We start from the raw sequence: 22,656 nt of genomic DNA on the forward strand, positions 1-22,656 counted from the left end.
GCCCGTCACGCGTGCGGGTCGCGCGGGTCGAACGGCGCATCGAGCGAGCGGGTGAGCTCGTCGAGCATCGCGGCGATCTGGGGCTCGACGTACTGGGTGACCGCCGCCTGCACGCGCACGCGGTGGTGGAGGAGGATCGTGCACACCTCCCGGCCGACCATGTTCGCGAAGTCGTCGGCGAGGGACACCTCCTGCCGCAGCGCCGCCTTCGCTTCGTCCGTAAGCGGCGGGAGGGCCGGGATCGCGGCATCCACCTCCTCGGCGAGACCCGCGATGGTGAAGAGGAACGGGGCGCCCGGCTGCGGCTCGGGGTCCAACGGCAATCCCTCGAACTCGGGCTCGAGCCCTTCGGAGGGGAGGTAGGTGCGCGCGCGGTTGCGGGCTGCCTGCTGGTCGAGCTCGGCCTGCAGCATGGGCAGGTTCTGAGCGGTGTATTCCGCGACCGAGCGGTCGACGATCGTCTTCACGCGCGTGGAGAGTCCGTGCTGCACGCCGTGCGGGACATCGGCGCCGAGCCCCACGGCTGAGAGCACCGGCGAGCCGAAGCAGCGCCGGCACGGGGCGACGCGTCCGCGGTGCGTGGCCGGTTCCCAGCGCGGCAACCATGCCAACCAGGCGTCCACGGCCTGGCTGACCTGCGTCTCGAGCGAGCGCTCCACCGTTCCACGGTAGCCCGTCGGGCGTGTCATCCGCGGGATTCCGGGCTTCGGCGCGCTCTCACTCCTCGTCCGACTCCCGCTCCCACGGCCACTGGGCACGTCCGCCGCGGGTGCGCACCATCGCGATGGCGGCCACAGCCGCGAGCAGGGCGGATGCCGCGACCGCGAGCCCGAATGCTCCGGTGACGTGACGGAGGACGACCGCGGTGGCGACCCCAAGCTCGCCGCCGACGATGAGGATGCCGAGCGCCGCCACGAGGGGGTAGGCGAGGAAGCAGGCCAGGGCCGTCCACAGCGCCGAGGCGTAGCTCGGCTGGGGACGACCGAGCCCCGGGCGGAGGGTGAGCAGGAAGGCGAGCGTCGTCCCCGCCATCGCGAGGATGCCGGGGATCTGGCCGAGCCCGGGCTCGGCGATCACGCTCGCGTCGAGGAGGAGGCTCGTCATCCCGAGCGCGAACACCGCGAGGGCGAAGAACGTCGCCGTCGACAGAACCAGGGCCAGCCGAGGGCTCATCGGCCCCGGCTGACCCCGGTCATGGTCGTGTTCGGAGGTCACGCGCGGACCAGCTGCGGTCCTGCCTCGAGCGTGCGCTCGTACTCCCGCTGCGCCTCGACGTTCAGCTCGGTGACGCGGCGGCCGCGCGCCGCGACCCACGCGCCGAACCAGATCGTCAGCTCGCGGCCGATGATGAACGCCGCGATCGCACCCGGTGCGAGCAGCTGCTCCTCCGCAAGGGCCGCACCTTCGCGGGCGGTGAGCATCCAGAACGGCGCCTGGAAGAGCTGGCCGAGGATGTGGCCGGCGTAGGCGGCGGCGCCCACGAGCAGACCGAAGATGACCCACTGTCCCCAGCGACCGCGGTTGATGATCGCGCCGAGGAGCCAGAAGGCGACGAAGAAGACGACGGTGGGAACCCAGAGGGACCACGTGCCGAGCATCGCGAGCGCTTCGGTGCCGATGTTCTCTCCGCTGACCTCGCCCGCGATCGCGCGGAACCCGATCCACGCGCCGAGGTACAGCACGGCGAAGGCGAGCGCGGCAAGGAGGCCGATCGCCCCGGCGGCGGCGCGATTGCCCCGGGGGCGAGGAGCCTCCGGGGCCTGGACGAAGATCGGCTGCGGCGCGAACGCGGTCGTGGCGGCGGCGCCGGCACCCACGCCGGCGGCGGCACCCGCGGCGCCGTAGCCCGAGCCCGGCTCGCTCGCGGTGACCGTCGGCGCGTCCCGATCCGGGTCCGTGGCGTAGGCCGTGGTCGCCGCGGACGAGTCGTGGACGGGCGCGGCGGCGGTCGTGTCGTCGTATGCGGAGGACGTCGCCGCCGGTGCGGCGGCAGGCGTGTCGTACGACAGCGACGAGGCCTCCGGCGAATCCCACGGGTCGGGCTCGGCCGCGGGGGCGGAGTCGGCGGGTGCGGCATCCGTCGACGCGGGGCTGTGCGCCATGTGCGCGTCCGCCGGGTCGGCGGCCCCCTCGGAAACGACGGGATCGTGGTGGACGGGATCCTGGTGGACGGCGGGCGGGGCGGATGCCGCGGCCTCGGCCTCGGCCAGGCCTTCGTTGGCGCGACCGACGACGTCACCGTCGGCCGGGGTCGGCTCCTCGACCGGCTCGCCGTAGGACGACTTGGGGTCACTCATCGAAAGCACTCCTCACGCGGGTTCGGTTCCGCTCCTGCAGGGTAGCCTCTGGCACCCCCGGGACCGCGGAGGCGTGCCGCGTCGCGGGATGTCGGGCGCGCCGCGCGGGACGACGACCTTGTTAAGGTGTGGTGATGGACTCCCTCCCCGCGCGCATCGTCGCGTCCGCGGCATCCGTCCTGGTCGTCCTGTCATTGGCGGCCTGCGCCCCCGAGCCCGACGATTCCGCGACGCTCGGCCCGACGCCGTCGGGCACGCCAACGCCCATCGTGACCCTCACCCCCGACGCCACCCCGACTCCGCTCGCGCAGATCCCCGACGACTGCCGGTCGATGCTCACCGAGACCGTGCTCTCGCAGCTCGACGACATCCCGCTCAACGACCCCGAGGCCGGTGTGTCGACCGGGCCGCGTCCCGACGGATCACTCGTGTGCCTCTGGCGAGACCCGGGCGCCGACACGACGTTCCTGCAGACGACGATCAGCGGCCTCGCACGGGGGCCGGCGCTCGATCTCCTCAACGACCTCGCCGACGAGCAGGACTTCACCTGCTACACGCCCGAGGGCGGGACCCGCTGCGAGAAGACGTGGGAGAACGAGACGTATCCCGTCACCGACGGCCGGACGCTCTTCTGGCGCGACGGCATCCTCATCGACACGACGTTCTCGAACCTGGCGCCGTCCGGATACACCTCGGCGATCATCGCCGGAATCTGGGGCTGACCGGCCGGAGGCCTGGACGGGTCACCATCCCCAGATGTGCTTCTCCAGCCGGGCGTCGAACTGCTCGGGGTATGCACCGTCGGCCGAGGTGACGATCCACATGCCGTCCCGGACGATGTGGTGCTCGCTCGCCCCCGCCTCGCCCGCCGCGCTCCCGCGGTCGCAGCGGAGCGCGTCATCGGCGCGGACGCACGTGAAGCCCTGACCGCGCAGCGCCGCGTCGACGAGACCGGCGGCATCCTCCCCCACGCGGGTGAACGCGGTCGTGATGGCCCCGGCATCCGATCTCCAGGCGCATGTGACGACCACGTCCGGACCGAGCGCGTCGATGAGGGCGTCGGCGCCCGTCGGCGGGGCGTCGGTGCTCTGGTCGAGCAGCGACCCGCCGCGCCACGTGAGCTCGCTCCAGAGACTGTCGGGGTAGGCCGCGCGGCAGTCGACGCCGCCCTCGGCGAGGGCGCGGCGCACCTCGCCGTCTTCGCGGTCGAGAGCAGCCGCCTGCCGGGCGCTCGCGTCGCGGAGGGTGTCTCCCACCCAGGCGACGGAGACCGGGATCATCGGCGCCGCCAGCCACACCAGAGCGCCCACCACCGCCGCGCAAAGAATGCCGACCGGCACCGCGATCCAGCGGTTGCGTCCCGCGACCCGCGCCATCTTCCGCCCTCCCGAACGTCCTCTCCCACGGTACGCGCGGGGTCCCGCACCGCTCGCGCGGCACGCGCGCGGAAGCCTGCGCGCCGCGGAAAGTTATCCACAGGCGGTCCGGCACCGCGTGCCGATGTGTCTAGGATCGCGTCTCATGCGCCCGTGCGCCGGCGGTTTTACCTGTTGGACACATGAGCGTAAGAATTCGCGCGTTTCGCGAGCCTACGGTCGCACAATCGCGCTGATTCAGCCGTCACCGAAACCTGCGTTCTGACACCGAGGAGATTCATGTCCGTCCCACCCCGCTCCGGGAGGCGATCGCTCCTCGCGACCGTCGTCGCCGCAGCTCTCGCCGCCGCCGGCACACTGGCGCCGCTGCCGGCCGCAGCCGCCGAGGGCTCCCGCGTCCTCATCAACGAGGTGTACTTCAAGGGAGGCAGCGCCAACGCCGCCTACTCGAGCAAGTTCATCGAGCTCTACAACGACAGCGACGTGGCGCAGAGCCTCGACGGCTGGTCGGTCCAGTACAGCCCTGCGACGCGCACCGCCGGCGCACAGCCCTCGACCTCGAACACCGTCGCCCTCTCCGGCGAGATCGCAGCGCGCGACTACTACCTGATCGGTCTGCCCGGCAACGGCGGCGCGAACGCCGTCGGCGCCGCCCTCCCGACGCCGGACATCACCGGGTCGATGAACCCGGGCGGCGAGAACGGCGTCGTCTGGCTCGCCTCGACCACCGAGCGCCTCGGCCTTCCCACCGGCGACATCGCCGGTGTCGTGAATGTCGTCGACCTCCTCGGAACCGGCACCGCGAACACCTTCGAGGGCGCCGCCGCCCCCGTCACCGGTGGCAACTCCGTCCCCAACTCCCTCGCCCGGACCGGCTTCGTCGACACCGGTGACAACGCCGCGGACTTCAGCCACCCGGCCACGATCACTCCGCAGGCCTCGGCATCCGTCACGCCCGACCCGGAGCCGACCCCGGATCCGACCGGCGACCCCGAGCCCACCGGAGAGCCGACGCCCACCGGTGAGCCGACGGAACCTGGAACCCCCGTGCTGACCCCCATCCGCGAGATCCAGGGCACCGGCGCCGCCAGCCCGCTCGTCGGATCGACTGTCACCACGCGCGGTGTCGTGACCGCCGCGTACACCACCGGCGGCTACAACGGCTTCGCCATTCAGACCCCCGGCACCGGCGGACCGCTCGACCTGGCGACGCACACCGCCTCCGAGGGCATCTACGTCTTCTCCTCCGCCGCGGCCGCGAAGGTCGCGATCGGCGACCACGTCGAGGTCACCGGTCCGGTCGTGGAGTTCAACGGTCTGACCGAGATCTCCCCCACCTCTGCCGACGCCGTCACGGTGCTCGACGAACCCGCCGAGCCGGTCACCCCGGCCGAGGTCGTCTGGCCCGGCACGGATGCCGAGCGCGAGACGCTCGAGTCGATGCTGCTCGCCCCGCAGGGCGACTTCACCGTCAGCGACGTGTACTCGACCAACTTCTACGGTTCGATCGGTCTCGCCGCGGGCACGCAGCCGCTGCTGACCCCGACCGAGGTCGCCGCACCCGGCTCGCCGGAGTACGACGCCGCAGTCGCCGACAACGCCGCCCGCAAGGTCACCCTCGACGACGGCGCCTCGATCAACTTCAACAGCAACGCCAACAAGTCGGTTCCGCTGACCTACCTCTCCACCACCGACCCGGTGCGCGTGGGCGCGGCCGTCACCTTCACCGCTCCGGTGGTGCTGGACTTCCGCAACGACCTGTGGAACTTCCAGCCCACGCGGCACCTGACGGCGGAGAACGCCGCCGACGTGCAGCCGGTGACGTTCGAGAACACCCGCACCGCGGCTCCGGCCGAGGTGGGTGGCGACATCCGCATCGCCGGGTTCAACGTGCTGAACTACTTCACCACCACCGGCGCCGACGCGATCGCCGCCGGTGCGAGCTGCACGTTCTACAACGACCGCGCGGGCAACCCCGTCACGGTGAACACCTGCAGCAACGGCCCCGCCCCGCGCGGTGCCGCCGACGACGCGAACCTCGAGCGCCAGCAGGCCAAGATCGTCGCGGCGATCAACGGCCTCGACGCCGATGTGGTCTCGATCGAGGAGATCGAGAACTCCCTCATCTCCGGCACCGACCGCGACGTCGCGGTGTCCACCCTGGTGGACGCCCTCAACGCCGCGCTCGGCGACGATGTGTGGGCGTTTGCGCCGTCTCCGGCATCCGTTCCGTCCGGTGAAGACGTCATCCGCACCGCGTTCATCTACAAGAAGGATGCCGTGGAGCTCGTCGGCGACTCGGTCATCGACGGCGACGCGGCGTTCTCGAACGCCCGCTACCCGCTCGCTCAGGCCTTCGCACCCGTCGGCGGCGGCGAGGACGACGTCTTCGTCGCGATCGTGAACCACTTCAAGTCGAAGGGCTCGGGCTCGGGCGCCGACGCCGACCAGGGCGACGGGCAGGGCGCCTCCAACGCCTCGCGCGTGGCCCAGGCCGAAGCGCTGGTGGACTTCGCCGAGGAGCTCAAGGTCGACGTCGACACCGACTACGTCTTCCTCGTCGGCGACTTCAACTCGTACACGCAGGAAGACCCGATGCAGGTCTTCTACGAGGCCGGCTACGTCAACCAGGGGGCCGAGAAGACCGACAAGTACACCTACTCGTTCTCCGGCCAGAGCGGCTCGCTCGACCACATCCTGGCCTCCCCGGCCGCGGACGAGCTCGTCACCGGCGTCGACATCTGGAACATCAACGCCGCCGAGTCGATCGCGCTGGAGTACAGCCGGTTCAACTACAACGTCACGAACCTCTACGACGCCTCGCCCTACCGCTCCTCCGACCACGACCCGGTCGTCGTCGGCCTCGCCTTCCCCGAGGATGAGGAGCCGGGAACGGTCGACCTCAACCTGCTGAACATCAACGACTTCCACGGTCGCATCGATGCCAACACGGTGAAGTTCGCCGCGACCGTCGAGCAGCTGCGCGCGGAGCACGGCGATGAGAACACGCTGTTCCTCTCCGCCGGCGACAACATCGGCGCCTCGCTGTTCGCCTCATCGGTCGCGGGGGACGTCCCCACGCTCGACGTTCTGAACGCGCTCGAGCTGGCGGCATCCGCGGTCGGCAACCACGAGTTCGACCAGGGTCTGGACGACCTCACCGGTCGGGTCGCGGACGCCGCGGACTTCCCCTACCTCGGCGCGAACGTGTACGCCAAGGGCACGCAGGAGCCCGTGCTCGACGAGTACGCGCTGTTCGAGGTCGACGGTCTGACCGTGGCCGTCATCGGCACCGTGACCGAGGAGACCAGCACCCTGGTCACCCCGGACGCGGTGGCGACGATCGACTTCGGCGACCCCGTCGACGCGGTCAACCGCGTCGCGGCCGAGCTCGAGGGCGTCGCGGACGTCATCATCGCCGAGTTCCACGAGGGCGCCGGTGACGGCGTGGTCGAGGGCTCGACGCTCGAGGAGGAGGTCGCCTCGGGCGGCGTCTTCGCGAAGATCGTGACCGAGACCTCCCCCGCGGTGGACGTGATCTTCACCGGTCACACCCACAAGCAGTACGTGTGGGACGGTCCGGTGCCCGGCACCGACACCACCCGCCCGATCGTGCAGACCGGCAACTACGGCGAGTTCATCGGCCAGGTGGTGCTCGAGCTCGACGCCACGGACGGCACGGTGATCTCGTACGAGGCCGGCAACGTCCCGCGCATCGGCGGTGCGGACGCACCCACCGATGAGCAGCTTGCCGCGCAGTACCCGCGCGTGGCGGAGGTGTCGGCGATCGTCGCCGACGCCCTCGCGGAGGCCGCTGTCATCGGGAACGAGCCGATCGGATCGGTGACCGCCGACATCACCAGCGCCTTCTCCGGCGGCAGCTACGTCGACGGCGTCTACGTCGGAGGAACCCGTGATGACCGCGCCAGCGAGTCCACTCTCGGAAACCTCGTCGCCGAGTCGCTGGTGTCGAGCCTCTCCGCTCCCGAGCGGGGCGGCGCCGAGATCGGCGTCGTCAACCCCGGCGGTCTGCGCGCGGAGCTGTTCTACGCGCCGGACGGCGTGATCACGTACGCCGAGGCCAACGCGGTCCTGCCCTTCGTGAACAACCTGTGGACGACGACCCTGACCGGGGAGCAGTTCATCCAGGTGCTCGAGCAGCAGTGGCAGCCGGACGGCTCGAGCCGCTCCTACCTCCAGCTCGGCCTGTCGTCGAACGTGTCGTACACGTTCGATGCCGGGGCCGCGCGCGGTGAGCGCATCACCGGTGTCTGGATCGACGGCGCGCCGATCGACCCGGCCGGGGAGTACCGCATCGGCTCGTTCAACTTCCTCCTGCAGGGCGGCGACAACTTCACCGCCTTCCGTGAGGGAACGGACACCCGCGACTCGGGTCTGGTCGACCGTGACGCGTGGATCGAGTACATCCGCACCAACTCGCCGCTGACCCCGGACCACGCCTCGCGGGGCGTGCAGGTGACCGGAGTCCCCGCAACCGCCGAGCGTCTCACCGACGTCTCGTTCCAGGTCTCGGGTCTCGACCTGACGTCGCTCGGAAGCCCCGCCAACACCACGCTCGTGCCGAGCGTGGAGGGAAGCGCGGCGACCTTCGCGCCGGTTGCGGTGACGAACGGTGCGGCGACGGTGACGATGACCATCCCGCTGGACGCCCCCGCGGCGACCACCGTGGTGCTCACGGCGCCCGACAGCGGCACCGAGGTGCGCCTGTCGCTCGCGGTCCGCGACATCCTGGAGCCGGTCGACCCGGAGGAGCCCGGCGAGGGCACCGAGCCGCCGGCGACCACGCCGACTGCTCCCGGTGTCGAGGAGCTGACCCCGGCCCTCCAGGGTTCGAACGCCGGCATCAGCGGTGACGTCGTCCCCGGAGGCACCGTCACCGTGCTGGTGGGTGAGCAGTACGCCGGCCAGTGGGTCACCGCGTGGCTGTACTCCACGCCGCAGCAGCTCGGCGGCTGGCACCTCGTGCAGGCGGACGGCACCATCTCGGTGACGCTCCCGAACGACGTGTCGGGTGAGCACCGCCTGGTGATCCTGGATGCCGAGGGCGACGTCCTGGTCTGGTACGACCTCGACATCCCCGCCGCGGGCGGACAGCCCGCCACCGGCGGACAGACCGGTGGCCTCGCGGTCACCGGTGGCGAGCCCGGTGACCTGACCGGCCTGTGGCTGGCCGTGATGCTGATGATCGGGGCGGGAGCCGCGCTCCGCATCGGCAGCATCCGACGCCAGCGGGCCTAACACCCCACGACGAAGCGCCGGCGGATCTCGATCCGCCGGCGCTTCGTCGTTCCCGCCGCGCTCACCCTCCCCGCCGCCGGGTGAACCGAACTCCTCCAATCCGGCCCCACAGGACCCGGAGCCGGCCCCACAGGCCCCCGCACCCCCCGAATCAGAGGAGTTCGGTACGCCGGGGCGGACGCGTCTCGCGGAACCGGGTCGCCCGCCTGCCCGGCGCCAGACCCTGGGACCTCGGCAGCCCTGGCCGGGCCTAACTCCTCAAATCCGGCCCCGAAAGGCTTGGAAGCGGCCCCACAGGCACCCACCGCGCCGGATCGGAGGAGTTCGGCCCGCGGGGCGGGCCGAACTCCGGGCGGGAACGACGAAGGGCCCCGGCGAAAGCCGGGGCCCTTCGGGACGTGCCTCAGGTCAGTTGTAGGTGCCCGGGGTGAAGTCGTCCGTGGAGAAGCTGTCGAAGTCGACATAGCTCAGGTCGGCGTCGCTGTACGCGCCGTCCGAGGCGAAGATGCGGTTGGGGTACCGCTCGCTCTTGGCCTCCTCCGTCGCCTCGACCGTGACGTTGCGGTACTTCGCAAGTCCGGTTCCGGCGGGGATGAGCTTTCCGATGATGACGTTCTCCTTGAGGCCGACCAGGGGGTCGCTCTTGCCCTCCATCGCCGCCTGGGTGAGCACGCGGGTCGTCTCCTGGAAGGAGGCGGCCGACAGCCACGACTCCGTCGCGAGCGACGCCTTGGTGATACCCATCAGCTCCGGACGACCCGACGCGGGGCGCTTGCCCTCGCCGACGGCCTCGCGGTTGATCTGCTGGTAGCGCTTGAAGTCCACCAGCTCACCCGGGAGCAACGTCGTGTCGGCGTGGTCGACCACGGTGACCTTCCGCAGCATCTGGCGCACGATGACCTCGATGTGCTTGTCGTGGATCGGCACACCCTGCGAGCGGTAGACGCCCTGCACGCCGCCGACGAGGTACTTCTGCACCTCGCGGGCACCCATGACACGCATGACCTCCTTGGGGTCGAGCGTGCCGACCAGGATGGGCTGGCCGACCGTGACGTGCTGGCCGTCCTCGACCAGCAGCGTCGCGCGCTTGAGCACGGGGTAGACGTGCGGCTCGTCGCCGTTGTCGGGCGTGAGGATGACCTTCTTGCTCTTGTCGGTCTCGTCGATCGTGATGCGGCCGTCGGCCTCCGCGATCGGCGAGGCACCCTTGGGGGTACGCGCCTCGAACAGCTCCTGCACACGGGGAAGACCCTGCGTGATGTCATCCGCGGATGCCGAACCACCGGTGTGGAAGGTACGCATCGTCAGCTGGGTACCGGGCTCACCGATCGACTGGGCCGCGATGATGCCGACGGCCTCGCCGATGTCGACGATCTTGCCGGTGGCCAGCGAACGGCCGTAGCACTTCGCGCAGACGCCGACGGCCGAGTCGCAGGTGAGGACCGAGCGCACCTTGATGCTCTCGACACCCGACTCCACCAGACGGTTGATCAGCACGTCGCCGACGTCGTCACCGGCTTCGGCGACGACCTCGCCGGCCGGGTTGACGACATCCGCCGACAGGGTACGCGCGAACACCGAGTTCTCGACGTTGGCGTCCTTGATGAGCTCGCCGTCGGCACCGGGCGCCGCGATCGGCAGCTCGAGACCCTTGGTCGTGCCGCAGTCCTCCTCGCGGATGATGACATCCTGCGAGACGTCCACCAGACGACGGGTCAGGTAGCCCGAGTCGGCGGTACGGAGGGCGGTGTCGGCCAGACCCTTACGGGCACCGTGGGTGGCGATGAAGTACTCCGCGACCGACAGACCCTCGCGGTACGAGGAGATGATCGGGCGGGGGATGATCTCACCCTTGGGGTTGTTCACCAGGCCTCGCATACCGGCGATGTTCCGGATCTGCAGCCAGTTACCACGCGCACCGGAGGACACCATGCGGTTGATGGTGTTGTCCTCGGGGAAGTTGGCGCGCATCGCCTTCTGGACCTCGTCGGTGGCGGCGGTCCAGATCTTGATGAGCTCCTGACGACGCTCGGCGTCGGTGGTGAGACCCTTCTCGAACTGGCCCTGGACCTTCGCGGCCTGCTTCTCGTAGCCCGCGACGATCTCCGCCTTGTTCGGCGGGGTCAGGATGTCGCTCAGCGCCACCGTGACACCCGAACGGGTGGCCCAGTAGAAGCCGGCGTCCTTGATGCGGTCCAGCGTCGCCGCGACCTCGACCTTGGGGTACTCCTCGGCCAGCTTGTTGACGATCTGGCTGAGCTTGCCCTTGTCGGCCTGCTCGCGGACGAACGGGTAGCCCTTGGGCAGCGCGTCGTTGAAGATCGCCTGGCCGAGCGAGGCGTCCAGGAGGCCGTGGCGCTCGTAGCCTTCGGGGGCATCGCCCTCGAGGAAGGTGAGCCCCGGAACGCGGATGCGGACCTTGGCCTGCAGGTCGAGGGTGCCCTCGTCCTTGGCCAGGATCGCCTCGGAGACCGAACCGAACACGCGGCCCTCACCGGTCGCACCTTCCTTGACCGTGGTCAGGTGGTGCAGGCCGATGATCATGTCCTGCGAGGGCAGGGTGACCGGGCGGCCGTCGGACGGCTTCAGGATGTTGTTCGAGGCGAGCATCAGGATGCGGGCCTCGGCCTGGGCCTCGACGGACAGCGGCAGGTGGACGGCCATCTGGTCACCGTCGAAGTCGGCGTTGAACGCCGCGCAGACGAGCGGGTGGAGCTGGATGGCCTTGCCCTCGACGAGCTGCGGCTCGAACGCCTGGATGCCCAGACGGTGGAGCGTGGGCGCACGGTTCAGCAGAACCGGACGCTCGCGGATGATCTCCTCGAGCACGTCCCACACCTCGGGACGCGTACGCTCGACGGCGCGCTTGGCGGCCTTGATGTTCTGCGAGTGACCGAGGTCGATCAGGCGCTTGATGACGAACGGCTTGAAGAGCTCGAGCGCCATCTGCTTGGGCAGACCGCACTGGTGCAGCTTCAGCTGGGGACCGACGACGATGACCGAACGGCCCGAGTAGTCCACGCGCTTTCCGAGCAGGTTCTGGCGGAAGCGACCCTGCTTTCCCTTGAGCATGTCGCTCAGGGACTTCAGGGCCCGGTTGCCGGTACCGGTGACGGGGCGACCGCGGCGGCCGTTGTCGAACAGCGCGTCGACGGCCTCCTGCAGCATCCGCTTCTCGTTGTTGACGATGATCTCGGGGGCGCCGAGGTCGATCAGACGACGAAGACGGTTGTTGCGGTTGATCACGCGACGGTAGAGGTCGTTCAGGTCGCTGGTCGCGAAGCGGCCACCGTCCAGCTGCACCATCGGGCGCAGCTCCGGCGGGATGACCGGGACGACGTCCAGGACCATGGATGCCGGGCTCATGCCGGTCTGCAGGAACGAGTTGACGACCTTCAGGCGCTTGATCGCGCGGATCTTGCGCTGACCCTTGCCCTCGGAGATCTGCAGGTGGAGGCTGTCGGCCTCGGCCTGCAGGTCGAAGGTCTCCAGGCGACGCTTGATCGACTCCGCACCCATGTGGGCCTCGAAGTACTGACCGAAGCGGTCCTGCAGCTCGTGGAAGATCTCATCCTCGCCCTTGAGCGAGCCGACCTCGAGCGTGCGGAACTCCTCCCACACGCGCTCGAGCCGGGCGACCTGGTCGTCCGCGTTCTTGCGGATCGACGTCATCTCCTTCTCGGCGGCGTCCTTGACCTTCTTCTTCTGGTCGGCCTTGGCGCCCTCCGCCTCCAGGGCGGCGAGCTCGTCCTCCAGCTTCTGCAGGCGCGCGGCGACGCGGGCGTCGCGACGGTCGGCGAGGGTCTTCAGCTCGAGACGGATGTTGTTCTCCTGCGTGGCGAGGTCGCGGTGACGCGCATCCTCGTCGACGGAGATGACCATGTACGCGGCGAAGTAGATGACCTTCTCGAGGTCCTTCGGCGCCATGTCCAGGAGGTATCCGAGGCGCGAGGGCACGCCCTTGAAGTACCAGATGTGGGTGACGGGCGCGGCGAGCTCGATGTGGCCCATGCGCTCACGGCGGACGGAGCTCTTGGTGACCTCCACGCCGCAGCGCTCGCAGACGATGCCCTTGAAGCGGACGCGCTTGTACTTGCCGCAGGCGCACTCCCAGTCGCGGGAGGGTCCGAAGATCTGCTCGCCGAAGAGGCCGTCCTTCTCCGGCTTCAGCGTGCGGTAGTTGATGGTCTCGGGCTTCTTGACCTCGCCGAAGGACCAACGACGGATGTCGTCAGCGGTGGCCAGGCCGATGCGAAGCTGATCGAAAGTAGTTGATTCGAGCACTAGTTCTCAGTTCTCCTGTGAAGAATTCTGTTTCGGACCCGGCGGCTTAGATCTCGTCGATCGACGAGGACTCGAAGCGGCTGGAGATGTTGATGCCGAGCTCTTCCGCAGCGCGGAACGCGTCGTCATCCGTGTCACGGAGGTTGACCGCGGTGCCGTCGGCCGAGAGGACCTCGACGTTCAGGCAGAGCGACTGCATCTCCTTCATGAGGACCTTGAACGACTCGGGGATGCCGGGCTCCTGGATGTTCTCGCCCTTGACGATCGCCTCGTACACCTTCACGCGGCCGAGGATGTCGTCGGACTTGATCGTCAGGAGCTCCTGGAGGGCGTACGCGGCACCGTATGCCTCGAGCGCCCACACCTCCATCTCACCGAAGCGCTGTCCACCGAACTGCGCCTTACCACCGAGCGGCTGCTGGGTGATCATCGAGTAGGGACCCGTGGAGCGCGCGTGGATCTTGTCGTCGACGAGGTGGTGGAGCTTCAGGATGTACATGTAGCCGACCGAGATGGGCGCGGGGAACGGCTCGCCGGAGCGGCCGTCGAACAGCAGCGTCTTGCCGGAGCGGTCGATCAGGCGCTCGCCGTCGCGCGTGGGGAGCGTCGAGTCGAGCAGACCCGCGATCTCGTCCTCGTACGCACCGTCGAACACCGGGGTGGCGACCTTGGTGCCCGGCGCCGCTTCGCGGGCGGCCTCGGGGAGGCTGGCAGCCCACTCGGGGGTGCCTTCGACCTTCCAGCCCTGCTGGGCGATCCAGCCGAGGTGGAGTTCGAGCACCTGGCCGAAGTTCATTCGACCGGGGATGCCGAGCGGGTTCAGGATGACCTGGACCGGCGTGCCGTCCGCGAGGAACGGCATGTCCTCGACGGGGAGGATCTTCGCGATGACACCCTTGTTGCCGTGGCGTCCGGCGAGCTTGTCGCCCTCGGTGATCTTGCGCTTCTGGGCGATGTAGACGACGACCCGGCGGTTGACGCCCGAGCCGAGCTCGTCGTCGCCGTCCTCGGCGTTGAACTCCTTGACCGCGATGATCGTGCCCTGCTCACCGTGGGGCACCTTCAGCGACGTGTCGCGGACTTCGCGGCTCTTCTCGTTGAAGATCGCGCGGAGCAGGCGCTCCTCGGCCGACAGCTCGGTCTCGCCCTTCGGGGTCACCTTGCCGACGAGGATGTCGCCGGGACGGACCTCGGCGCCGATGCGGATGATGCCGCGCTCGTCGAGGTCCTTCAGCAGGTCGGGGCTGACGTTGGGGAGGTCACGGGTGATCTCCTCCTTGCCGAGCTTGGTGTCGCGGGCGTCGACCTCGTACTCCTCGATGTGGATCGAGGAGAGCGTGTCGTCCTTCACCAGGTCCTGGCTGAGGATGATCGCGTCTTCGAAGTTGTGACCCTCCCACGTCATGAACGCCACGAGGAGGTTCTTGCCGAGCGCGAGCTCGCCGTTCTCGGTGGCGGGACCGTCGGCGATGACCTCGCCGGCCTCGACGCGGTCGCCGGCGGAGACGACGACGCGCTGGTTGTAGGACGTGCCCTGGTTGGAGCGGTCGAACTTGCGGAGGAAGTACTCCTGCGTGCCGCCCTCGTCGAGCTGGACGGTGACGACGTCGGCCGAGACCTCCAGGACGACACCGGCCTTGTCGGCGGTGACCACGTCACCGGCGTCGATGGCCGCGTAGCCCTCCATACCGGTTCCGACGACGGGCGACTCGCTGCGCAGCAGCGGGACGGCCTGACGCTGCATGTTCGCACCCATGAGGGCGCGGTTGGCGTCGTCGTGCTCGAGGAACGGGATGAGCGAGGTCGCCACCGACACCATCTGGCGCGGCGAGACGTCCATGTAGCCGATCTCCTCGGCGGGGATGAGGTCCACCTCGCCGCCGATCTTGCGGGCGAGGACGCGGGTCTCCTGGAAGTGGCCGTCGGCCTTCAGGGGGGCGTTGGCCTGGGCGACGATGAAGTCGGCCTCTTCGCTGGCGGTCAGGTAGTCGATCTGGTCGGTGACCCGGCCGTCGACGACCTTGCGGTACGGCGTCTCGATGAACCCGAACGCGTTGATGCGCGCGAAGGACGCGAGCGAGCCGATCAGACCGATGTTCGGGCCTTCCGGGGTCTCGATCGGGCACATGCGGCCGTAGTGCGAGGGGTGGACGTCTCGGACCTCGACGCCCGCGCGCTCACGCGACAGACCACCGGGGCCGAGCGCCGAGAGGCGACGCTTGTGGGTCAGGCCCGCGAGCGGGTTGTTCTGATCCATGAACTGCGAGAGCTGCGAGGTGCCGAAGAACTCCTTGATCGCCGCCACGACGGGACGGACGTTGATCAGGGTCTGCGGGGTGATCGCCTCGATGTCCTGCGTGGTCATGCGCTCGCGGACGACGCGCTCCATGCGGGACAGACCGGTGCGGACCTGGTTCTGGATGAGCTCGCCGACGGCGCGGATGCGACGGTTGCCGAAGTTGTCGATGTCGTCGACGTCCAGGCGGATCTCGGCGGGCTTGCCGGCGCGGGTGCCGTCGAACGTCGTGTCACCGCGGTGCAGGCGCACCAGGTACTTGATCGTCGCGACGATGTCCTCGACGGTCAGCACCGAGTCGGACAGCGGGCCGGTGAGGCCGAGCTTCTGGTTGATCTTGTAGCGACCGACCTTCGCGAGGTCGTAGCGCTTGGAGTTGAAGTAGAAGTTGTCCAGCAGCGCGCGGGCGGCCTCGGCGGCGACCTGCTCGCCCGGACGGAGCTTGCGGTAGATGTCGCGGAGCGCGTCTTCCTTGCTCAGGATGGTGTCCTTGGACAGCGTCTCCTCGATGGAGTCGAAGCCGGCGAACTCGGCGAGGATGTCGTCGCTCGTGAGGCCCAGGGCCTTGAGGAACACGGTGACGGACTGCTTGCGCTTGCGGTCGATGCGCACGCCGACCTGGTCGCGCTTGTCGATCTCGAACTCGAGCCATGCACCGCGGCTGGGGATGATGCGCGCCGAGACGATGTCCTTGTCGGAGGTCTTGTCGGGCGTCTTGTCGAAGTAGACACCGGGCGAGCGGACGAGCTGGGAGACGACGACACGCTCGGTGCCGTTGATGATGAAGGTTCCCTTGTCGGTCTGGAGCGGGAAGTCGCCCATGAAGACCGTCTGCGTCTTGATCTCACCGGTCTGGTGGTTCATGAACTCGGCCTCGACGTAGAGCGGGGCGGCGTAGGTCTTGCCGCGCTCCTTGCACTCCTCGATGGAGTACTTCTCGGGCTCGAGGTAGGGGTTCGTGAACGAGAGCTGCATGGTCTCGCTCAGGTCCTCGATCGGGGAGATCTCCTCGAAGATCTCCTCCAGTCCGCTGATCTCGGGGACATCGGTGCGGCCGGCGGCCTTCGCCTCTTCGACGCGAGCCTTCCAGGACTCGTTGCCGACGAGCCAGTCGAAGGACTCGGTCTGCAGCGCGAGGAGGTCGGGGACCGTCAACGTGTCGGAGATCTTGGCGAACGAGAGGCGGGAAGCTCCGCGTCCGTTCTTGAGGGTGGTGGCAGGGGTGGATGCGTTGGGCGCAGCAACCAAGGGGATTACCTCCGTGGGCCCGAGAGGGCTCGTTTCCTTGTCGTCAGGTGGAGTGCTCGATCATTCCCCGAAAACCCGCGCGTCACGCCGTGCCGCAAGGCACGGGCACGCAAGCACCGCCGACCACCATATGAGGGCAGGGGGAATCCAAGAGCGCAAAGACCCACTATACGTCGCGCGACGCGCCATGTCCAGCGGGATCCTTGAAAAGGACCGGATGCTGCGGTATAACTCCGCGCGCGCCGGCGGTCATCCCCCTCGCGCGTGGCGGAAACGCACCCTGGTCCCGGGCCGCGCCTGACCCAGCGCGTCGAGCCCGGCATCCGTCGCCACGGCGATGACCGGATATCCGCCCGTGACCGGTCCGTCGCGCCCGAGCACCACCACGCGGCCTCCGGGCGGGACCTGCAGGGCGCCGGGGACCATCGGCTCGCTCGGCAGCTCGCCGGTGACGGCGCGCGTGAGGGCGGGTCCGACGAGGCGGATGCCGACGCGGTCGGTGTCGGCGGTGACGGTGAACACCTCCGCGTAGAGGGCCTCCTGCGCCGCCGCGGTGAACCAGTCCGCGCGGGGTCCGGGGTGGACCTCGACGACGAGGTCGTCGCCGGCTCGGGTGTCGAAGGGCATCACCTCGGCGACCGGGATGGGCGACTCCGGCTCGGTGTCGAGCGCCAGGACGTCGCCGTCGGCGAGCGCGGCGGGCCCGAGGCCGGAGAGCGTGTCGGTGGCGGAGGAGCCCAGGACGGGCGGCACCGCGATGCCGCCGCGGACGGCGAGGTAGGCCCGCACCCCGGCGGTGAGGGGCGCGATCTCGAGCGTCGTCCCCGCGGGCCAGGCGTGCGCGGCGGCGGGGTCGCAGGCGTGTCCGTCGATCGAGAGCGCGCGTCCGGCACCGGTGACCGCCACCCAGACGTCGCGCGCGGCGACGGCGCGGAAGCCGCCGAGGGTCACCTCCAAGCCCGCCGCGTCCGGGGGATTGCCGACGAGACGGTTCGCCAGACGCAGCGCACCCCGATCTGCGGCTCCGGACACCGAGACGCCGATGCTCGCGCGGCCGGGCCGCCCGGCATCCTGGACCGTGGAGAGGATGCCGGCGCGGGTGACGCGGATGTCCGCGCGGGCCGCCGCGCCCCGCGGAACCGGCGTACCCGCTGTCCGCACGACGGGGAGAGCCTCGACCTCGCGGAAGCGCACCCGCCGCCCCGGCGCGAGAAGGGCGGGCGGATCCGCGAACGGGTCGAACAGCGCGGCGGAGGTCCGCGCGATCAGCCGCCAGCCGCCCGGCGTCGCCCGCGGGTAGGCGCCGGTGAAGCCCGCCGCGAGGCCGACCGCTCCGGCCGGCACGCGGGTGCGCGGGGTGTCCAGGCGCGGGACGTCGAAGGGCCAGTCCGCGCTCTCGAGGTAGCCGAAGCCCGGTGCGAACCCCGTGAAGGCGACCCGCCATCGCGCATCGCGGTGACGGGCGACGAGCGCCTCGGGGCTCAGCCCGAGCAGCCGCGCCGTCTCGGCGAGGTCCCCGCCGTCGTACACGACGTCCAGGTCGACCGCCGGCGCGTCGCCTCCCTCCTCGGGAGGGATGACGGATGCCGCGGCCGAGCGCGCCCACCGCGCGGCGTGCGCGAGCGGCAGGACGCGCGGATCGACCTGGACGAGCAGCGTCCGCGCCGCCGGGACGAGATCGAGCACGCCGTCGGGCGGCGTCGCCTGGAGCCGCGCGAGGAGCTCCCCCACGCCGCCGGGTGCGACGTCGAGGAGCACGGCGGCCTCGCCCATCGGACGGGCGGCGAGGAGGAGGCCGGCATCCGTTCCGGCCGCCTCGGACGGGGTCGCGCCGCTCACCACGGCGCCCGCACGCTCACCCCGGCCGCGTCGAGGGCCGCCCGCACGGCGCGCGCCATCGCGAGGGCGGCGGGCGAATCGCCGTGGAGGCACAGCGACACGGCGCCGGTCTCGAGGACGCCGCCGTCGACGGCGATCACCGTGCCCTCCTGCGCGAGCCGGACGGCGCGCGCAGCGACCTCGGCCGGATCGTGCAGCACGGCGCCGGGTTCGCCGCGTGCGACGAGGGCGCCGTCGGGGCGGTAGGCGCGGTCGAGGAACGCCTCGGCGAGGAACGGCAGGCCGTGCGCGGCGGCGGCGTCGGACACCGCGCCCGGCAGGCCCAGGAGCGGCAGCGCCCGACCGATGCGCTCGGCGCGTTCCACGACGGCACGGGCCAGGGCGCCCGCCTGCGCGGGGTCGGCGCGCACGGCGTGGTAGAGCGCGCCGTGCGGCTTGACGTAGCGGAGGTCGGCGCCGGCGGCGATGAGCGCGTCCAGTTGCGACCCGATGCTGCGCTCGAGCTCGTCGGCCGGGACCCGGAGGGCCACGCGACCGAAGTTCTCCGGATCGGCGTACGAGGGGTGCGCGCCGACGGCGACGCCGAACCGGGTGGCGCGGTCGACGGAGGCGCGCATCGATGCGGCATCCCCGGCGTGCCCGCCGCACGCGACGCTGGCGCTGGACACGACGGCGAACAGTGCCTCGTCGTCGGCGGTGGGCACCCCCGCGATCGTCTCGCCGAGGTCGGCGTTCAGGTCGATGACGGCCATGCGTCCACGGTATCCCCGCGGCCGGTCGGCGGCGCCGACTACCGTGGAGCACATGGGACGCACGCGGGAGCAGCCGACGCCGTCACGGCGTCTCGGCGACGGCACGCTCGCGCGGGTGATCCCCTCGGCCTATGCCGGCGGCTTCGAGCTCGACGTCGACGGCACCCCGCAGTCCCACGTCGACCTCGACGACCCGACGCACCTGCACTTCGAGTACGTCGCCCGCATGGGGGCGGTCATCGACCAGCTCCGGATGCCGGGGCAGCCGCTCACCGCGGTGCACCTGGGGGCGGGGGCGCTGACCCTGCCGCGGTACGTCGAGGCGACCCGGCCGGGCTCGCGCCAGCAGGTCATCGAGCTGGAGGCGGAGCTCTGGGACCTCGTGCGCGAGGAACTGCCGCTCCCCCGCGGCGCCTCGGTGCGCGTGCGGATCGGCGATGCGCGGGCGGGCCTCGCCCGCCTTCCCGCGAGCATGCGGGGGCAGGCCGATCTGGTCGTCTCGGACGTGTACTCCGGCGCGCAGACTCCCGCGCACCTCACCACCGTGGAGTTCTACCGGGAGGCCGCGGAGCTCCTCGCCCCCGACGGCGTCCTGCTGGTCAACGTCGCCGACGGGGCGGGTCTGGAATTCGCCCGCGGCCAGGTGGCGACGATCGCGCACGTGCTCGACCATGTCATCGTCCTCGCGGAGGTGCAGGTGCTGAAGGGCCGGCGCTTCGGCAACCTCGTGGTCGCGGCATCCGCTCGGCCGCTCCCGACCGCCTGGCTGCCGCGTCTGCTCGCGGCGGGCCCGCACCCCGCGAAGATCGCCGAGGGAGCGGAGGTCGCGGAGTTCGCGCGGGCCGGCCGCATCGCCACGGATGCCTCGGCGACGGCCTCGCCCAAGCCGTCGTCGTCGCTCTTCGAGCGCTGACCCGGCGTGGCAAGACCGGCGTTCGACGACCGGCGTTGCACACTGGTGGGGGCCGATCGAACGGGAGGAGTGCATCGTGAGCTACATCCAGGGATACGACCCCGACACCCTCCGCGAGATCGTCGATCCGCGTCACTGCAGCGAGCGTCTCGAGGAGATCGGGGAGCAGCGGAGCCTTCCGGCGCTGCTCGAGCGCGTGTGGCTGCTGAAGGTGCTCGGCCGGCCCGAGGACGCCCTGTCGATCTCGGACCAGTCGGTCCGCGTCGCCCGCATGGCCGGCACCCGCAAAGACCTGTTGCGCGCCCGGATCCTGCACGCCACCGTGCTGCAGGCGCTCCGCGCGTACGCGGCCGCCGAGCAGGAGCTCACCGCGTGCGCCGACGAGGCCGAAGGTCAGGGCTGGTCGGCGATCGCCGCCTTCGCCTACCAGCACCGCGGCAAGGTCCACTACGACGAGGGCGACTACGACAGCGCCCGTCGCGACTTCAAGAGCGCACTGTTCCTCCGCCAGGAGTCCGGCGTCCCCGACGACCAGCTGGAGTCGACGCTGCTCGCCATCGACGCCGCCGACCGCCGCCGCGTGGTCGGGGCGGTCGCCGGTTCCGTCGCCAGCTGAGCCCGGTGTCCGAGGCCGGATCTAGCCTTCCCCCATGTCGGAACTGCATCGTGTGCGCGGATGGGCGCACGCTCTGATCGCCCTCCATCTCGATGAGAGCTGGACGTTCGGGTTCGACAACGCCAAGCGCCGCGCGGGGCTCTGCGATTACCGCGCGCGTCGCATCAGCGTCTCGCGCTACCTCGCCGCCCGCTACAGCGACGACGAGAACCACCAGACCCTCCTGCACGAGGTCGCGCACGCCCTCGCAGGCCCGCAGGCGGGTCACGGTCCGCAATGGAAGAGGGTGGCGCGCGATCTCGGCTACGTCGGGGGCACGACGCACCACGGCGAGACCGCCGTCGAGCTCGCCCCCTGGGTCGGGGTGTGCCCCGCCGGTCACGTCGCGTACCGTCACCGTCGGGCGAGCCGGCCGACCTCCTGCGCGAAGTGCGCTCCGCGCTTCGACCCGGCGCACGCGTTCACGTGGACGCGGCGGGAGATCACCCGCGCGGCACGCGACGCGGCCCTCACTCCCCGCTGATCGCGGCGGCGGAGAAGGTTCCGTCGATCAGGCGCGGTGCGGCGGATGCGGCATCCACCATCGCCGCGGCAATCGCGTCGTCGCGCGCGCCGTCCGCGATGAGCTGCTGACCCGATCCGGCGGCGGTCAGCAGGTGCCGGACGGCCGGACGCAGCCCCTGGAAGGCCGCGCACGCGGCGGCCGCCTCGGGCGAGGTGTGGTCGATGCCGAAGGCCGCGAGGGCGTCGATGATCGCGCCGGCGCCGAGTTCGTCCTCGACGGCGAAGCGGATGCCGCCCGCAGGCGTCGCCTCACCGACCGCGATCAGCGACACGCTGGTGCGCTCGCCGCGGGCCCGCTGCACGGCGGCCACGGCCTCGGCGACCGCGCGCGCGGTGCGAAGGCTGCCGAGCAGCACCCCCGAGCCGGCGTCGACGGCGGCGCGCACCACGGCCGCGGCATCCGGGAAGCGCTGATCGAGCGCGGCGTGCGCGAGGGGCGATCCGGCCTCGAGCGCGTCGGAGGCCGCGGTGCCGGCGCCGAGGACGTCGACGACGACGACGAGGTCGGCCGGGGCGAGCCGTGAGAGCCCGGCGACCCCCCAGTCGAAGCGGACCTGGTAGCGATGCTGATCGAACGATGACGACACCCCGATACCTTACGATCCCCCTCGCCGCCAGCGGGTCCTCACGATGACGCCGGATGACAGACTGAGCGCATGCGGGTGCTGCTGAAGTTCACCATCGACTGCGATCCGGATGCCGCCTGGCGGGCGCTGCATTCCCCCCGAGCGGTGTCGGAGCTGTACGGGCCCATGGTCGACATGGAGCCGATGGCCCCTGAGGGTCTGCCGACCACCTTCTCGCCCGGCGACGACATCCCGGTGCAGTTGACCGCCCTCGGGGCGATCCCGCTCGGCCGGCAGCTGATCCACGCCTCGGAGCGCGTCGTCGACGAACCCGCGGGCCGGGTGCGGATCTTCCGCGACAGCGGCATCCCGCTGACCGGGCCGCTCGCGGCGCTGGACGTGTGGGATCACCAGATGGCGGTGTCGCCGGTGCCCGGTCGTCCCGATCAGGCCCTCTGGCGCGATCGTCTCGTGATCGGCGGGGCCGCGGCCCCCGCCCTGTGGCCCATGCTGTGGACGGTGTGGCAGTGGCGCGGCGCGCGGATCCGCGCCCTCGCCCCGACCTGGGCCCACGACCCGGCATCCGATCGGGCGAGCGACGAGGCATCCGCCGACGACGAGGGCTGACGCCTCCGATCTGCGTTCG

Annotated in this window: 15 protein-coding genes; 6 read left to right on the forward strand and 9 right to left on the reverse strand. The window is 70.7% G+C overall.

What is annotated here, in order from left to right:
- Positions 1-5: 5 nt before the first annotated feature.
- Genes KZC50_RS02410 through KZC50_RS02420 form a run of 3 tightly spaced genes read right to left on the reverse strand, consistent with a single transcriptional unit; the run spans position 6 to position 2,297 of the window.
- Positions 6-659: a spermidine/putrescine ABC transporter substrate-binding protein gene (locus tag KZC50_RS02410; protein WP_236968189.1), complete on the reverse strand. Its 654-nt coding sequence runs from the start codon at positions 657-659 to the stop codon at positions 6-8.
- A gap of 58 nt (positions 660-717) precedes the next feature.
- Positions 718-1,173 (reverse strand): DUF6121 family protein, encoded by a 456-nt coding sequence (locus tag KZC50_RS02415; RefSeq protein WP_301132073.1) that lies wholly within the window; start codon positions 1,171-1,173, stop codon positions 718-720.
- 38 nt (positions 1,174-1,211) lie between these two features.
- Positions 1,212-2,297, reverse strand: coding sequence for an ABC transporter (locus tag KZC50_RS02420; RefSeq protein ID WP_236967951.1), 1,086 nt, complete (start codon positions 2,295-2,297; stop codon positions 1,212-1,214).
- Positions 2,298-2,431: 134 nt separating this feature from the next.
- Here KZC50_RS02420 and KZC50_RS02425 point away from each other — a divergent pair, with 134 nt between their 5' ends.
- On the forward strand, positions 2,432-3,019 hold the full coding sequence (locus KZC50_RS02425) for a hypothetical protein (RefSeq protein ID WP_236967950.1): 588 nt from the start codon (positions 2,432-2,434) through the stop codon (positions 3,017-3,019).
- A 21-nt stretch (positions 3,020-3,040) separates the two neighbouring features.
- On the opposite strand, the gene KZC50_RS02430 is transcribed toward KZC50_RS02425, so the two are convergent.
- Positions 3,041-3,673 (reverse strand): hypothetical protein, encoded by a 633-nt coding sequence (locus KZC50_RS02430; protein WP_310890498.1) that lies wholly within the window; start codon positions 3,671-3,673, stop codon positions 3,041-3,043.
- Between the two features lie 279 nt (positions 3,674-3,952).
- Between KZC50_RS02430 and KZC50_RS02435 the strand changes: the two genes are divergently transcribed.
- Positions 3,953-8,932, forward strand: coding sequence for an ExeM/NucH family extracellular endonuclease (locus tag KZC50_RS02435; protein ID WP_310890499.1), 4,980 nt, complete (start codon positions 3,953-3,955; stop codon positions 8,930-8,932).
- A gap of 408 nt (positions 8,933-9,340) precedes the next feature.
- Here KZC50_RS02435 and rpoC read toward each other — a convergent pair whose 3' ends face one another.
- From rpoC to KZC50_RS02455, 4 genes are all read right to left on the reverse strand, one after another.
- Positions 9,341-13,216 carry a DNA-directed RNA polymerase subunit beta' gene (gene rpoC, locus KZC50_RS02440; RefSeq protein ID WP_310890500.1) on the reverse strand — a complete coding sequence of 1,292 codons (3,876 nt, stop codon included), beginning with the start codon at positions 13,214-13,216 and terminating at the stop codon, positions 9,341-9,343.
- Between the two features lie 46 nt (positions 13,217-13,262).
- Positions 13,263-16,760, reverse strand: coding sequence for a DNA-directed RNA polymerase subunit beta (gene rpoB / locus KZC50_RS02445; protein WP_310890501.1), 3,498 nt, complete (start codon positions 16,758-16,760; stop codon positions 13,263-13,265).
- 249 nt (positions 16,761-17,009) lie between these two features.
- On the reverse strand, positions 17,010-18,599 hold the full coding sequence (locus KZC50_RS02450) for a 5-oxoprolinase subunit B/C family protein (protein WP_310890502.1): 1,590 nt from the start codon (positions 18,597-18,599) through the stop codon (positions 17,010-17,012).
- Positions 18,596-19,351, reverse strand: coding sequence for a 5-oxoprolinase subunit PxpA (locus tag KZC50_RS02455; protein ID WP_310890503.1), 756 nt, complete (start codon positions 19,349-19,351; stop codon positions 18,596-18,598). The genes KZC50_RS02450 and KZC50_RS02455 overlap by 4 nt, the downstream gene beginning before the upstream one ends.
- Positions 19,352-19,403: 52 nt before the next feature.
- On the opposite strand from KZC50_RS02455, the gene KZC50_RS02460 reads away from it, so the two are divergent.
- From KZC50_RS02460 to KZC50_RS02470, 3 genes are all read left to right on the forward strand, one after another.
- Positions 19,404-20,264 (forward strand): spermidine synthase, encoded by an 861-nt coding sequence (locus KZC50_RS02460; protein ID WP_310890504.1) that lies wholly within the window; start codon positions 19,404-19,406, stop codon positions 20,262-20,264.
- A 76-nt stretch (positions 20,265-20,340) separates the two neighbouring features.
- A complete protein-coding gene (locus KZC50_RS02465) occupies positions 20,341-20,880 on the forward strand; it encodes a hypothetical protein (protein WP_053546399.1) in 540 nt (179 codons plus the stop codon).
- Positions 20,881-20,914: 34 nt separating this feature from the next.
- A complete protein-coding gene (locus KZC50_RS02470) occupies positions 20,915-21,403 on the forward strand; it encodes a SprT-like domain-containing protein (RefSeq protein ID WP_236967944.1) in 489 nt (162 codons plus the stop codon).
- On the opposite strand, the gene KZC50_RS02475 is transcribed toward KZC50_RS02470, so the two are convergent.
- On the reverse strand, positions 21,390-22,031 hold the full coding sequence (locus KZC50_RS02475) for a 2-phosphosulfolactate phosphatase (protein ID WP_310890505.1): 642 nt from the start codon (positions 22,029-22,031) through the stop codon (positions 21,390-21,392). The genes KZC50_RS02470 and KZC50_RS02475 overlap by 14 nt on opposite strands.
- A 69-nt stretch (positions 22,032-22,100) precedes the next feature.
- Between KZC50_RS02475 and KZC50_RS02480 the strand changes: the two genes are divergently transcribed.
- Entirely contained in the window at positions 22,101-22,637 is a 537-nt protein-coding gene (locus KZC50_RS02480) for a hypothetical protein (protein ID WP_310890506.1), read from the forward strand.
- Positions 22,638-22,656: the final 19 nt, after the last annotated feature.

The organism is Microbacterium aurantiacum (assembly GCF_031625015.1).
Classification (GTDB): Bacteria; Actinomycetota; Actinomycetes; order Actinomycetales; family Microbacteriaceae; genus Microbacterium; species Microbacterium aurantiacum.

What these genes read in the sequence shown, in the direction of transcription:
- KZC50_RS02425 (WP_236967950.1), top strand. Translation starts at nt 2,432, where the DNA reads ATGGACTCCCTCCCCGCGCGCATCGTCGCGTCCGCGGCATCCGTCCTG.
- KZC50_RS02420 (WP_236967951.1), bottom strand. Translation starts at nt 2,297, where the DNA reads ATGAGTGACCCCAAGTCGTCCTACGGCGAGCCGGTCGAGGAGCCGACC.
- KZC50_RS02435 (WP_310890499.1), top strand. Translation starts at nt 3,953, where the DNA reads ATGTCCGTCCCACCCCGCTCCGGGAGGCGATCGCTCCTCGCGACCGTC.
- KZC50_RS02455 (WP_310890503.1), bottom strand. Translation starts at nt 19,351, where the DNA reads ATGGCCGTCATCGACCTGAACGCCGACCTCGGCGAGACGATCGCGGGG.
- KZC50_RS02415 (WP_301132073.1), bottom strand. Translation starts at nt 1,173, where the DNA reads ATGAGCCCTCGGCTGGCCCTGGTTCTGTCGACGGCGACGTTCTTCGCC.
- KZC50_RS02480 (WP_310890506.1), top strand. Translation starts at nt 22,101, where the DNA reads ATGCGGGTGCTGCTGAAGTTCACCATCGACTGCGATCCGGATGCCGCC.
- KZC50_RS02470 (WP_236967944.1), top strand. Translation starts at nt 20,915, where the DNA reads ATGTCGGAACTGCATCGTGTGCGCGGATGGGCGCACGCTCTGATCGCC.
- KZC50_RS02430 (WP_310890498.1), bottom strand. Translation starts at nt 3,673, where the DNA reads ATGGCGCGGGTCGCGGGACGCAACCGCTGGATCGCGGTGCCGGTCGGC.
- KZC50_RS02460 (WP_310890504.1), top strand. Translation starts at nt 19,404, where the DNA reads ATGGGACGCACGCGGGAGCAGCCGACGCCGTCACGGCGTCTCGGCGAC.